The sequence below is a fragment of the Streptomyces sp. RK9 genome, assembly GCF_045070545.1.
GTDB classification, from domain to species: Bacteria; Actinomycetota; Actinomycetes; order Streptomycetales; family Streptomycetaceae; genus Streptomyces; species Streptomyces alboflavus.
The window spans coordinates 1,685,544-1,697,895 of record NZ_CP173704.1 but is presented as its reverse complement, the minus strand read 5'-3'; the positions used below and the strand labels follow the sequence as shown (position 1 = coordinate 1,697,895).

Annotated in this window: 11 protein-coding genes; 2 read left to right on the top strand and 9 right to left on the bottom strand. The window is 72.7% G+C overall.

Annotated features, from left to right (window positions below; translation table 11 throughout):
* Nucleotides 1-78: 78 nt before the first annotated feature.
* Together AB6L24_RS27790 and AB6L24_RS27785 are read right to left on the bottom strand one after the other, a co-directional pair.
* On the bottom strand, nucleotides 79-357 hold the full coding sequence (locus AB6L24_RS27790) for a WXG100 family type VII secretion target (protein ID WP_051811534.1): 279 nt from the start codon (nucleotides 355-357) through the stop codon (nucleotides 79-81).
* 158 nt (nucleotides 358-515) lie between these two features.
* Nucleotides 516-2,360, bottom strand: coding sequence for a serine/threonine-protein kinase (locus tag AB6L24_RS27785; RefSeq protein ID WP_405663379.1), 1,845 nt, complete (start codon nucleotides 2,358-2,360; stop codon nucleotides 516-518).
* 224 nt (nucleotides 2,361-2,584) lie between these two features.
* Between AB6L24_RS27785 and AB6L24_RS27780 the strand changes: the two genes are divergently transcribed.
* On the top strand, nucleotides 2,585-3,601 hold the full coding sequence (locus AB6L24_RS27780; RefSeq protein ID WP_405659632.1) for an alpha/beta hydrolase: 1,017 nt from the start codon (nucleotides 2,585-2,587) through the stop codon (nucleotides 3,599-3,601).
* A gap of 48 nt (nucleotides 3,602-3,649) precedes the next feature.
* On the opposite strand, the gene AB6L24_RS27775 is transcribed toward AB6L24_RS27780, so the two are convergent.
* Nucleotides 3,650-4,462 (bottom strand): menaquinone biosynthetic enzyme MqnA/MqnD family protein, encoded by an 813-nt coding sequence (locus tag AB6L24_RS27775; protein ID WP_380854575.1) that lies wholly within the window; start codon nucleotides 4,460-4,462, stop codon nucleotides 3,650-3,652.
* Nucleotides 4,463-4,838: 376 nt separating this feature from the next.
* Here AB6L24_RS27775 and AB6L24_RS27770 point away from each other — a divergent pair, with 376 nt between their 5' ends.
* Nucleotides 4,839-5,042, top strand: a complete 204-nt coding sequence (locus tag AB6L24_RS27770; RefSeq protein WP_016645643.1) for a cold-shock protein — start codon at nucleotides 4,839-4,841, stop codon at nucleotides 5,040-5,042.
* 533 nt (nucleotides 5,043-5,575) lie between these two features.
* Here AB6L24_RS27770 and AB6L24_RS27765 read toward each other — a convergent pair.
* The 6 genes from AB6L24_RS27765 to AB6L24_RS27740 form a co-directional block, all read right to left on the bottom strand.
* Entirely contained in the window at nucleotides 5,576-6,400 is an 825-nt protein-coding gene (locus tag AB6L24_RS27765) for an ABC transporter ATP-binding protein (RefSeq protein ID WP_405659630.1), read from the bottom strand.
* A 7-nt stretch (nucleotides 6,401-6,407) separates the two neighbouring features.
* On the bottom strand, nucleotides 6,408-7,493 hold the full coding sequence (locus AB6L24_RS27760) for an ABC transporter ATP-binding protein (protein ID WP_405663377.1): 1,086 nt from the start codon (nucleotides 7,491-7,493) through the stop codon (nucleotides 6,408-6,410).
* Nucleotides 7,494-7,570: 77 nt separating this feature from the next.
* Complete coding sequence (locus tag AB6L24_RS27755; protein ID WP_405659628.1) at nucleotides 7,571-8,461, bottom strand: ABC transporter permease; 891 nt, start codon at nucleotides 8,459-8,461, stop codon at nucleotides 7,571-7,573.
* The gene (locus AB6L24_RS27750; protein WP_380854383.1) at nucleotides 8,458-9,417 is read right to left on the bottom strand and encodes an ABC transporter permease; all 960 of its coding nucleotides are present in this window, start codon (nucleotides 9,415-9,417) and stop codon (nucleotides 8,458-8,460) included. Before AB6L24_RS27750 ends, AB6L24_RS27755 begins: the two co-directional genes overlap by 4 nt.
* Before the next feature lie 5 nt (nucleotides 9,418-9,422).
* A complete protein-coding gene (locus AB6L24_RS27745) occupies nucleotides 9,423-11,117 on the bottom strand; it encodes an ABC transporter substrate-binding protein (protein WP_405659626.1) in 1,695 nt (564 codons plus the stop codon).
* Entirely contained in the window at nucleotides 11,114-12,343 is a 1,230-nt protein-coding gene (locus AB6L24_RS27740) for a C45 family autoproteolytic acyltransferase/hydolase (RefSeq protein WP_405659623.1), read from the bottom strand. Before AB6L24_RS27740 ends, AB6L24_RS27745 begins: the two co-directional genes overlap by 4 nt.
* Nucleotides 12,344-12,352: the final 9 nt, after the last annotated feature.

Below are 12,352 nucleotides of genomic sequence, written 5' to 3'. Positions count from 1 at the left end.
GAGGGGGGCCACCGTTGCCGGTGGCCCCCCTCATGCGCGTACCGCGGCGTCAGAGCGCCACGCCGAAGCGACGCGACGTCAGACCGACGTCGCCTGCTCGATCCGGTCGTGGCTGTTCTTGGCCGACTTGTAGGCGTCGCCCAGCGAGTCCGCGAGGCGGTTCAGCTGCGGCTTGAACTCACGCCAGTCGTCGCGGAACCGGTCGGCGCCCGGACCCTTCCAGAAGCCGTGGCTGTCGTTGGCCTGACCGTCCAGGAGGTGGATGAGGTCGCGGACCTCGCCCTCCTTCTTCTGGAACGCCTCGTACAGCTTCTGGAGCTTCTCGAGTTTTGCACCGCGGTCGATGTCGTCAGCCATCGGTACCTCCCCGTATCACGAAAGTAAAGAATCTCAACTGCCACGTGGGACGCTACCGCACCTGTCAATCCCAGGTTTACCGCCCCCGAGTTCGCCACAATTCCCACCCGACGACTAATCCCCCATAGCCCTTCAGGTGCACATATGTCACCCGACCCTCACCCGACCTTCCCGAGCCGAGCCGCCGGATCCCCCGCCTTCGGGTCCTCGGAGGTGTACTGCAGCTCGGAGGACCCGACCGGTCGCAACCGCACCGTGTGGGAGGCCTGGGAGCACTGGTCCGGGTTGGACTTGTCGCCGACGCCGGTGGCGACGAGTTCCTTGGTCGTGGCCGACTTCAGGGTCAGGTTGTCCACGCACTTGTCGCCGATGAGGTCCGTCTGCGTCATCGCGCCGATGCGGTCTCCGACCTTCGGGACCTGGCGCACGGTCACCTCGAACGTGCCGAGCGGTACGAGGCCGTCGCGCGCCGACGCCTTGCCGCGCCACTTGCCGAGGAAGCGCGCGGGCACGGCCCCTTCGACCGCCGAGTCCCCCGCGTCGCCCGTCGCGCTCGGCTGCTTCCCCGCCGAGTCCTTGGCACCGCCGCCGTCGCCCCCCGGCAGCAGGTTGAACACGAACACCGACCCCACCGTGACCGCCGCCAGCGCCCCGGCCACCGCCAGCGCCACCGTGCAACTCACCCTGCGCCCCCGGCCGTCGGGCCGCGCGGGCGCCGAGGTCGCCGCCACGGAGAGCGAGAGTCCGCCGGGGGGCGGCGCGTCGGACTGCCCCGTGTCGGTCGCTGCGGGTGTACCGGGTCCGTGCGACGCCGACGCGCTGTTCTGTTCGTACGAGGAGTGCGGGGAGGCGGAGGGTGAGGAGTACGCGGACGGCTGCGGCGAGGAGCCCGGCGGGGTCGAGGGCGTCGAGGGCGTCTGCGGTGCCGACGGCGGCGCCGAGGGAGCTCCCTGCCCGTACGACGCGTCCGGCGGCCCGAACACCCCCGCTCCCGCTCCCGCCCCAGTGAACGGCACCGGCCCCGACAGCGGCACCGCCGCCCCGCCCGAACCGTTCGTCCCGCCCGGGCCGGGCGCTCCACCCGACCCGTTCCCACCCCCCGCGTGATCCACCTCCAGATCCAGCAACCGCACCGCGCTCCGGCTCACCCGTTCCACCACGGCGCCCGGCAGCCAGCCCGCCGCCACCAGCGGTGCCGCGCCCTCGGGGGCGAGGCGGTGGGCCAGGGCCGCGGGGGCGGGGCGGGCGGCGGGGTCCTTGGCCAGGCAGGCCGCCACCAGGTCGCGGAAGTCGCCGGTGAGGGCGCCGAGTTCGGGTTCCTCGTGGACGACCTTGTAGAGCAGGGCGGCGGAGGAGTCGCCGGGGAAGGGGGTGCCCGCGGTGGCCGCGTAGACGAGGACCGCGCCGAGGGAGAAGACGTCGGCGGCGCCGGTGACGCCCTTGCCGAGGATCTGCTCGGGGGACATGTAGCCGGGCGAGCCGATGGACACGCCCGTGGACGTGAGGGACGCGGTGCCGTCGGTCGCGCGGGCGATGCCGAAGTCGATGAGGCGGGGGCCGTCCATGGTGAGGAGGACGTTGGAGGGCTTCACGTCGCGGTGGACCAGGTCGAGGCCGTGGACGTGCGCCAGAGCCTCGGCCAGGCCCGCGCCGAGGACACGGACGGAGTGCTCGGGCAGCGCGCCGCCGTCCCGCACGGCCTCGGTCAGGGAGGGCCCGGCCGCGTACGCCGTCGCCACCCAGGGCACCCGCGCCTCCGGGTCGGCCTCCAGGACGGGGGCGGTCCAGTCGCCGCCGACCCGCCGGGCCGCGTCGACCTCGCGCCGGAAGCGGGCGCGGAACTCCTCGTCGAGGGCGAAGTGCGGGTGGACGACCTTCACGGCGACGGTGCGGCCGCCGGCGCTGCGGCCCAGATAGACGCGTCCCATGCCGCCGGAGCCGAGGCGTCCGAGCAGACGGTAGGGGCCGATGACGGCGGGTTCGTCCGCTTCGAGCGGGTGCATGGCGAAGGCCTCCCCCAGACGCGCTGATCGCATGCCCACACGGCGCCCGCCGGTGTGTGCCCCGGCCGTCCGCCGGTGTCCGCCGCGTGCCCGTGTCGACGGCCAGCGTAATGCGGTGGGCCACAGGGGCGCGCGGACGGGAACGCGCCGCGCCCGGACGCCATCTATCCATCCGTAAATGCCCCGATTGCCCCTGTACGCCTGCCCGGACCGCTTGGAGCGCCATGAACCGCCGCCCGACCCGCCTCGCCGCCCTCCTGGCCGCCGCACTGGCCGCGGCCGCCCTCGCCGGCTGCTCGTCCGACAAGCCCGAGCCGGTCAGGTTCGACGACCCGAAGGCGTCCGCCTCCCGGGACGCGGGCGCCACCCGGCAGGCGAAGGCCAGCGGCAGCCGGATGCCGACGGGGCCGCGCGCGGACTTCACCACGGAAAGCACGCTCGAGGACGGCACCAAGATCGGCGTGACGACCCTGCGCGGCAAGAAGTCGGGGTTCACCGGAAAGGTATGGGTCTGGGCGCCCAAGCAATACTTCGACCCGAAGTACGCGCACAGCGGCTTCCCGGTACTCATCGCGCTGCCCGGCGGCCCCGGCTACCCCAATAACTATTGGATGGGCACGGACCTCAAGCTGGAGAGCTCCATCGCCAAGTGGTCGCGCCAGGGAAAGAGCCTGCCGTTCGTCGTCGTGATGCCCGTCCTCAATCCCGATGACAAGTTCTATTACGACGGAAGTGACATACCGGGGCAGCCCCGAATGGGCACCTGGATGACGGAGGACGTTCCGGATTTCGTGAAGGCGAATTTCCGCACCTTCGACTCCCGCGACGGCTGGGCCTTCATGGGTTCCTCTTCGGGCGGATTCGTGGGCCTGAAGTCGGTCCTGGGGCGCCCGGACCGGTTCCGGGCGGTCATCGCGAGCGGCCCCGACACAGTGCCCGACTCGCCCCTGTGGCGGGGCCACGAGAAGGAGCGGCTCGCCAACGACCCCGGACGGCTCGCCCGGCGCCTGATCGCGCGCGGGGGCCCCGAGGTCGACATCGCCTTCCAGGTCGGGACGGCGGAATCCGGCGGGCCGAACCTGCGCGCGTTCATGAAGGAGTACGGCAAGGGGCCGGTCAAGACGCGCCTGAACGTCATCCAGGGCGGCGGCCACAACGCCCGCTCGTACGTGCCCGCGATGGCGGACGGGCCGGTCCAGTGGATCAGCAAGCACATGAAGGCGCCCGTGCCCAACGCGTGACCCGCCGGACCCCGGGGGCACACACGCCGGGCACGGCCGCGACCTCCGCTACGACCCGAGCAGCTCCACCCGCACGTCCGCCGGGAACCCCGTCGAGGGGCCGACGCGCCGCGCGAACTCCGCCACACCCGCGAGCTGCGCCGCGCCGAAGCGGAAGTCCAGCGTCGTGAAGTACTGCTCAAGCACGCCCGCGTCGAACGCCTCCCAGCGCGCCGCCTGCTCCGACACCTTCGCGACCTCGTCGAGCGACAGGTCCCGCGACGACAGGAACGCCTTGTGCACTTCTCGTACGACATCCGGCTCGCGCGCCAGGTAGTCGCGCCGCGCCGCCCACACCGCGAAGACGAACGGCAGGCCCGTCCAGTCCTTCCACATCCGGCCCAGGTCATGGACCTCCAGGCCGAGCCGCGGGCCGTCGATGAGGTTCGCGCGCAGCGCCGCGTCGCCGATGAGGACGGCGGCGTCCGCCTCCTGCATCATCAGGCCGAGGTCGGGCGGGCACGAGTAGTAGTCGGGCCGTACGCCGATCTTCTCCGCCAGGAGCAGCTGCGCGAGGCGCACGGACGTGCGCGAGGTCGAGCCGAGGGCGACCCGGGCCCCGTCCAGGCGGTCCAGCGGCACCTGCGAGACGATGACGCAGGACATCACCGGGCCGTCGCAGCCCACGGCCAGATCGGGGAACGCGACAAGATCATCCGCGTTCTTCAGGAACTCGACCAGCGTCACGGGGGCGACGTCCAGCTCCCCGCGCACCAGCTGCTCGCTGAGCTTCTCCGGGGTGTCCTTGGTCAGCTCGAAGTCGAGCAGGGTGCCGGTCCTGGCCAGGCCCCAGTACAGGGGCAGACAGTTCAGGAACTGGATGTGGCCGACGCGCGGCCTCGCGGTGCGGGCTGAGGCGGCCCCGTCCGAGGCCCCCCCGTCCGAGGTGTCAGCGGGAGAATTGTCCACATCGGTGAGGCTAGACCCGTCTCGGCGCGGCACTGTCGCCGGGGGCCCGGAGCCGCCTCCGTCAACCCTGCTTGAGATCCCGTCAAACCTCCGGGTGACGTGATCTTGATCCCTATTGCTTCCCGGTGCCTGCGTGCTAAGCTCACCGCAAGTTGCAGTTTGGTTTCCCTTGCAGTACAGAGCCTGCGGAGCATGTGACCCGCGGGCTCTCGTCGTTTTCAGACTTTTGCAGTTGTTTCAACAATCGCAGGTTCTGGAGCAGGGCAACCCTTTGGCCCAAGGAGGGCTTATGGCTACCGGAACCGTGAAGTGGTTCAACGCCGAAAAGGGCTTTGGTTTCATCGCCCAGGAAGGCGGAGGCCCCGACGTCTTCGTTCACTACTCCGCGATCAACGCCAGCGGTTTCCGCTCCCTCGAGGAGAACCAGGCCGTGACCTTCGACGTCACGCAGGGTCCGAAGGGCCCGCAGGCGGAGAACGTCACCCCCGCCTGATCGCGGTGGGTTGATCCGGAACGGAAGCAGTACCCAAGGAGCCCTGCGTCCCCACATCCGTGGGGGCAGCGGGGCTCCTGCCTTTTTCTGGCGGGGGCGCCTTCTGCTGGCGGGGGCGCCTTGGTGGGCGCCGATCGGCGCTCCGCGCCTCGTCCTCAAGCGCCGGACGGGCTGTCTCCCACCCGGCGTGCGATCGGGCAGTCGGCACCTTCAGCCCCGGCCCGGTCACCCCCGGATCGCGCTGCGCGCTCGTCCTCAAGCGCCGGACGGGCTGTCTCCCACCCGCCCGCCCCCACCTGCACTTGGCTGGGCAACAGCCCGGCACCATCAGCCCTGCGGCACCTCTCCCAGCCCACCTGTACCTCTCCCGCCCGCCCCGGGGATATTCCAGCCCGTCCGGCGTTTGAGGACGAGGCGCGGAGCGCCGATAGCGGGGGAGGACTGTCCCACCCGTCACGGGACGCCTGCCTACGGGGTCCAGGGGCGCAGCCCCGGTTTCGGGAAAGGGGTGGGACTGGGGCGCCCCGCGAGGGCTACGTCGGGTTCGTCGGGTTCAGGGACTCGCGGGCGCGGGCCGCCGTGGTCGGGTCCCAGCCCTCGGTCGGTACGGAGGCCAGGAGGAGGCGGGTGTACGGGTCCTGGGGGGACGAGAGGACCCGGGAGGTCGGGCCCCGTTCCACCACCTTGCCCCGCCGCATCACCAGGACCTCCTCCGTCACGTGCCGCACCACCGCCAGATCGTGGCTCACGAACACCAACGCCACCCCCGTCTCCTCCCTGATCTCCGTCAGAAGCTGAAGGATCTGCGCCTGGATCGACACGTCCAGCGCCGCCACCGCCTCGTCAAGGACGAGAATCCTCGGGTCCACCGCCAGCGCCCGCGCGATGGCGAGCCGCTGGCGCTGTCCGCCCGACAGATCCCTCGGCCGGGCGTCCGCCTCCCTCGGGCCGAGGCCCACCCGGTCCAGGAGCTCCGCCGCGTTCGCCTCGCCCCGGTCGTGCAGGCGCAGGGCCGTGCGGAGGCACTGGGTCGCCGTCAGGCGGGGATCCAGGGAGACGTAGGGGTCCTGGAAGACCATCTGGATCTCCCGCGCCCTGGCCAGACGGGCCGACCTGCCCCTCGGGGGACGGGGTGACCGGGCTCGGCCCGCCACGGTGATCGTGCCGTGGTCCGGGCGGACGAGGCCCACGAGCATGCGGGCGACGGTTGTCTTGCCGGAGCCGGATTCGCCGACGATGCCGAGGGCTCCGCCCGGGGGGACGGCGAAGGTCACGTCGGTTGCGGCTTGGTGGGAGCCACCGCCTGGCAGGGGATAGGTCTTGCTGAGGCCGGCTGCTTCCAGCAGGTGGGTGGTCATACGTGGTTCACCTTGTCCGTATCGGCGCCGTGGGACTGGGCTGTGCCCACCCGTCCCGCCCTGCGGGACGATTGCCCACAGCGGTGGAGGCAGGACTCAGCCCCGGCTCGGCGTTCACCAGGGCGCATGCCGCCGTGCCGCCGTCCGGCAGAGGCACCGGGGTCGGGGTCCAGGTCTCGCAGGTCGGGTGGGCGTCGGGGCAGCGGGTCGTGAAGGGGCAGCCCGGGAAGGTGTCCGAGAGGGACGGGGGGCGGCCCGGGATGGGGTGGAGAGGGGTGAGGGTGTCGCCCAGGGTCGGGGAGCAAGTGAGGAGGCCCCGGGTGTAGGGGTGTGCGGGGGCGGTGAAGAGGGCCGGTGCCGTACGGGATTCGACGACACGGCCCGCGTACATGACGTACACGCGATCGCTGTACGCGGCCGCCAGATGCAGGTCGTGGGTGATGAAGAGGAGCCCGAGGCCGTGCTCGGCGCGCAGGGTGCGCAGCAGGGCGAGGATGTCGGCCTGGGTGGTGACGTCGAGCGCGCTGGTCGCCTCGTCGGCGAGGAGCAGCCGCGGCCGGGCCGCGAGCGCGCCCGCGATGACGACGCGCTGCAGCATCCCGCCGGACATCTCGTGCGGCCGCTGCCGCACCCGGCGCTCCGGGTCCGAAAGCCCCACGGAGGCGAGCAGCTCGACCGCCTCCGACCGGCTGGCCCCGCGCTCGACCAGGAAGTCCCCGACGCGCCGCACCGGGTTGAGGGCGGCCCGCGGGTCCTGGTGGACCAGGGCGACGCCGTCGGCGCGGTGAGCGCGGAGGCGTTCGCCGGTGAGGCCGAGGACCTCGGTGCCGTCGAAGCGTACGGAGCCGGAGGCCACCGCCCCGCCGGGGAAGAGCCCGAGCGCGGCCTTCGCCGTCGTCGACTTGCCCGACCCCGACTCCCCCACCAGGGCCACGACTTCGCCGGGCGCGACGGTCAGGGACACCGAGTCGAGGACGGGGCGGGCGGCGCCGGGCAGCCGCAGGGTCAGGTCCGTGATCTCCAGCAGGGCACGGGGCGCGGCCGCGGCGCCGGACGCAGCAGAGGCCCCGGGCCTCGCGGCAGCCTCAGGCACCGGACCGGCACCGGGCCCCGCCGCGACGCCGTCGCCGTCCCCCGAAGCCGCCGTACCCCCGGAACGGATCTCGCTCATCACTGCCTCCCCAGACGGTCGGCGGCCCAGACGCCGACGACGTTGAAGCACACGACCACCAGGGCGATGGCGGTGCCGGGCACGAGTGCGGGCAGCATCGCGCCCTGGACGATCGCGGCCTGGCCCTCCTGGACCATCAGGCCCCAGTCGGAGGACGGGGGTTGGGCGCCGAAGCCCAGGTAGGAGAGGGTCGCGAGGGACATCAGGGCCTCGCCGAAGAGGACGACCAGGTAGCCGAGGATCGCGCGGGCGAGGTTCGGGACGACGTGGGCGGCGCAGATGCGCGGGCCGCCCATGCCCTGGACGCGGTAGGCGTCGACGTACGGCTTGCGGGCCTCCGAGAGGGCCAGGGAGCGCGTGTACTTGGCGACGGTCGGCGTGAAGGCGAGGCCGAGGGCGAGGACGGAGGTCGTCATGCCCGCGCCGAACACCGCGATGATCAGGACGGTGAACAGCAGGCCCGGGAAGGCGTACATCACGTCCGTGAGGCGGGACACGAGGACGTCGACCCAGCCGCCGCGCCACGCGGCGAGCACACCGAGGCTGACGCCGAGCACGCCGGCGACGGCGAGCAGGGCCAGGGGCGCGATGAGGCTGCTGCGGGCTCCGTACAGGGCGCGGGAGAGCAGGTCCTGGCCGGAGGAGTCGGTGCCGAGGAGGTGGTCGCGGCCGGTGCCGACGAGGGAGGAGGAGAGGTCGATGGTGTCCGGGGCGTACGGAGCGAGCAGGGGGGCGCACGCGGCTGCGATGACAACCAGGGCGAGGAGGGTGCCCGCGACGAGGACGCCGACGGGGCGGCGACCGCGTACGGCCGCGAGGGCCGGGGCGGAGTCCGGGGGCGGGGCGGAGTCCGGGGGCGGGGCCTGGGCTTCGTCGAGGATCGCGGTCATCGGGCCGCTCCTTCCACGCGTGGGTCCAGCAGCGGATGGACCGCGTCCACCAGCGTCGTGACCACGATGTATCCGGTGACCATCAGGAGCAGAACGGCCTGGGCGACGGGGAAGTCATGGGTGTTGATGGCGCCGACGAGCAGCGAGCCGATGCCGCTGAGGCCGAACGCGGTCTCCACGACGACGGTGCCGGCGAGCATGCCCGCCATGACCAGGCCGCACATGGTCACGATGGGCCCGAGCGCGTTGCGCAGGACGTGTCTGCGGACGATGTCCCGCTCGGGGACGCCGGAGGCGCGGGCCGCCTCCACGTGGTCGGAGGCCGCCGCGTCGACCATCGCCTGCCGGGTGACACGGCTGACGAGGGCGAGCGCGCCGAGCGCCAACGACAGGGCGGGCAGCGTGAGATGGCGGACGGTGTCCAGGAAGCCTGACCCGCTCCCGGTCACCGGGAACCACCCGAGCCGCACCCCGAAGAACGAAACGAGCGCGATGGCCGCGACGAACGACGGCACGGACGCGGCGAGCGTGGTGGCGCCGACCACCGCCGAGTCCACCCACGTGGACCGCTTCACGGCGGCGAGGACGCCCGCGCCCACGCCGAGGACGACGAACAGGACCGTGGCGTACAGGACGAGTTGGAGGGTGGTGGGGAAGCGGGCGGCCACCAGGTCGGCGACCTGGTCGCTGTACTTGAAGGAGCGGCCGAGGTCCAGGTGGACGCAGTCCCACAGCCAGCGGCCGTACTGGACGAACAGGGGCTCGTCCAGGTGGTACTCGGCGCGCACCTGCGCGAGCCGTTCCGGCGTCAGCTTGTCGCGGCCGCCCGCGAGGAACACCGCGGGGTCGCCCGGCGCCGCGTACACGGCGGCGAAGATGACGAAGGAGGCGGCGAGGAGCGTCGCGAGCACGCCGGTGACGCGGCGGCCGACGCGGAGTGCGAGGCGAAGTGCCATGGGGCTCACCCGGCCTTTCGCGGGCCGAGCCGGGCGGCCCACGGGTAGTAGAGGTAGGCCTGGGACGCGGGCGGTCCGGTCAGCTTGTCGCTGAGGACGAGCGCGGTGGGCACCTGCGCCACGGGGATCCAGACGGCCGCGTTCACGAACCGCCGCTGGATGTCGGTGGCGATCCTGGCCCTGCGCTTGTCGTCGAGCGTGCCGAGGGCTCGGTGCGTCAGACGGTCGTACGTGGCGTCCTTGAAGCCGACCCAGTTGTTGGAGGAGTCGGACAGGCCGTTGTCGTAGAAGCCCATGGGGTCGGACTTGGAGATGTACCAGTCGCCGACGAGGGCGTCGATGTCGGCGCGGGCGCCGGGGTCGCTGTAGAACTCCTCGAACTGGGCCGGCGGCACCGTCTTGATCTGCGCTTTCAGGCCGATGCGCTGGAGGGCGGCGCGGGTGGCGTTGGCGACGACCGTGCGGCCCTGGCTGCTGTCGGTGCCGATGACGATCGGGTCGTCCGGCGCGCCCGCCTCCTTGACGAGCCGCTTGGCCTCGGCGAGGTCGTCGGCGGTGGGCGAGACGGGCGCGACCGCCGTCAGCTTCCGCTGGGCGGCGGCGAAGTGCCGCTTCTCGTACCCCCAGGCGCCCGCCCCGACCGGTGACGCCCATGGCTGCACGAGCCCGCCGTACCCGGAGTCGGCGATGCCCTTCCGGTCCAGGGCGAGGGACAGGGCGCGCCGGATCGCCGGGTCCTTCAGGCCGCCGCGGGCGGTCGGGATGAGGACGAGGGAGGCGGTGGAGGGGCCGTAGTACTGCTGGAGGCCCTTGGTGGTGCGCAGGGCGGCGGCGGTGTTGGGCGACTCCGCGTACGTGCCGTCGGCGGCGCCCGTCTTGAGGGCGTTCACGAGGGCGCTGTCGGAGGCCCAGCGGAAGTCGACGCGGCGGGTCAGCGGCTTCTTGCCCCAATACCCTTCGTACGCCTCGATGGTGAGGGAGTCGCCGGACTTCCAGCTCTTCAGGCGGTACGGACCCGAGCAGGCGTCGCCGTGCCCCGGGGTGCCGAACTCCTTCCCGGCTTCCCGCACTTGCCGCGGGTTCCAGACGATGCCCGCGTCCCCGGCGAGCGCCTTGGTGAACAGGGCGTCGGGTTCCTTGAAGCGCACGGTGATCTCGCGCGGGCCGGTCCGCTCCATCGTCCTCACATTGCCGAACTCGTCGGCCTGCTCCATGTCCGGGTCGGCGTGCCGCTTCAGGCTCCACAGCACGTCGGCGGCGGTGAGCTTCGAGCCGTCGTGGAAGGTGACGCCGTCGCGGACGGTCAGGACGAGGGTGCGGTCGTCGGGCGTACGGGCCTTCTCGGCGAGGAACGGTTCGACGCTCATGTCGGGCTTGAGCTGGTAGAGCCGCTCGCAGACGTTGGTGAGGACGACGCGGCCCGCGCTGGTGCCCTGGGTGTCGAGGTCGAGGGAGTCGGGCTCGTCCTCCAGGAGCCAGTCGGCGCGGTCGAGTTGGCCGCGGGCGGGCGGGGTCGTCGGGGACAGCTTGAGCTTCGCGGCGTCGGCGGGCCTGCCGCCGAGGGCGGAGGTGTCGGCTCCGGCGCAGCCCGCGGTGGCGAGCAGGGTGAGGGCGGCGAGGGCGGCGCCGACGGCACGGGGGCGCGTCGGGCGCGGGGGCCGCATCCTGCGCGGGGGCCGCTGCGGGCGCTTCGTGGTCATCTGGCTTCTCCGTACGGGCCGTCGTAGAGGTTCCACGGAAGGTGCTGGTAGTCGCGGTCGCAGGGGGTGCCCGCGGTGACGCGGTAGTCGCCGGTCGTCAGGTCCACGCAGGAGGAGACGAGGGTGGCCCAGTGCTTGAGGGGCGGGCGGCGCGGGTCGGGGTGGGTGCACAGCGACTCGGGGCGGCCCAGGTGGTCGGACATGGCCTGCTTGATGATCTTCAGGGACTCGTCGGGCCCGGTGGCGCCGCGCAGGGCGCGCAGACCCTGCTCGGCGCGCGGGACACGGATCAGCGAGTCCGGGGACATCGGGCGGTACGCGGCGGCGAGGGCGGCGGGGACACCGGCCTGGTAGTGGTTGCCGTGCACGAGGAGGCCGTCGGTCGGATACATCCAGCCGTGCCCGGCGGGCGTCGTCTCCAGGTCGAGCGCGAAGCCTTCGCGGCAGGTCAGCAGGGCGTTCGAGGCGATGTGGGCGCGGGTGCGGCAGAGCACGTCGACGGCGTCGGTGACGGTGTGCTGGTCCAGGACGCGGCGGCGTACGACGGTCTGCGGCAGGCCGACCGCGTCGCTGAAGCGGCCGCCGAGGCCGTTGGCGTTGAGGGCGATCCCGGCGGAGTTGGCGCCCTGGCGGCCGATCTGGCCGGCCTCCACCTGCATGATCAGCGTGGGCTTCGGGGGCTGGACGATCCGCAGCATCACGACGGTGTCGGCGACCCCGGCCCGCCAGTCCCAGTTCTGCCCGGCGTAGACGTGGCCGTCGCCGCTGGCCTCGCCGTAGGCGGCGAAGGAGGTGCAGCCGTCGGGAGGCTCCTCCTCCGTGCGCCTGGGTGCGGCCATGTCCTTGAACGACCGGTCGTAGATGACCTCGCCGCGGGCGTTCAGGGCGAGGACGTCCAGGAGCCCGACGCCCGCGCCCTCGGCGATCCCTGCCATCTCCTCGGCAAGGTCCGGCGCGTACTCCTCCACGGGCCGCAGCCAGCGGGCGGCCCGGTCGGTGACCTGGTCCCAGGTCAGCCCGGCCGACTGGTCGAACGCGGCCTCGTAGTACGTGAGCGCCGCGTGCAGCTGGGGGCGGACCGCCTCGCCGTACTGGCGGCCGCGGGCTGCGGGGGCGCCGGAGATCTCGACGACCGGGAGCGTTCTGGAAGGGTCGGCCGGAAGGAGGGCGGCCGGGTCGGGGGCGGCCGGGTCGGTCGGGCCTGCGGGGGCGGTGCGCGGTGCCATGCTTCTCCT

What these genes read in the sequence shown, in the direction of transcription:
- AB6L24_RS27755 (WP_405659628.1), bottom strand. Translation starts at nt 8,461, where the DNA reads ATGACCGCGATCCTCGACGAAGCCCAGGCCCCGCCCCCGGACTCCGCC.
- AB6L24_RS27740 (WP_405659623.1), bottom strand. Translation starts at nt 12,343, where the DNA reads ATGGCACCGCGCACCGCCCCCGCAGGCCCGACCGACCCGGCCGCCCCC.
- AB6L24_RS27765 (WP_405659630.1), bottom strand. Translation starts at nt 6,400, where the DNA reads ATGACCACCCACCTGCTGGAAGCAGCCGGCCTCAGCAAGACCTATCCC.
- AB6L24_RS27790 (WP_051811534.1), bottom strand. Translation starts at nt 357, where the DNA reads ATGGCTGACGACATCGACCGCGGTGCAAAACTCGAGAAGCTCCAGAAG.
- AB6L24_RS27770 (WP_016645643.1), top strand. Translation starts at nt 4,839, where the DNA reads ATGGCTACCGGAACCGTGAAGTGGTTCAACGCCGAAAAGGGCTTTGGT.
- AB6L24_RS27745 (WP_405659626.1), bottom strand. Translation starts at nt 11,117, where the DNA reads ATGACCACGAAGCGCCCGCAGCGGCCCCCGCGCAGGATGCGGCCCCCG.
- AB6L24_RS27750 (WP_380854383.1), bottom strand. Translation starts at nt 9,417, where the DNA reads ATGGCACTTCGCCTCGCACTCCGCGTCGGCCGCCGCGTCACCGGCGTG.
- AB6L24_RS27780 (WP_405659632.1), top strand. Translation starts at nt 2,585, where the DNA reads ATGAACCGCCGCCCGACCCGCCTCGCCGCCCTCCTGGCCGCCGCACTG.
- AB6L24_RS27785 (WP_405663379.1), bottom strand. Translation starts at nt 2,360, where the DNA reads ATGCACCCGCTCGAAGCGGACGAACCCGCCGTCATCGGCCCCTACCGT.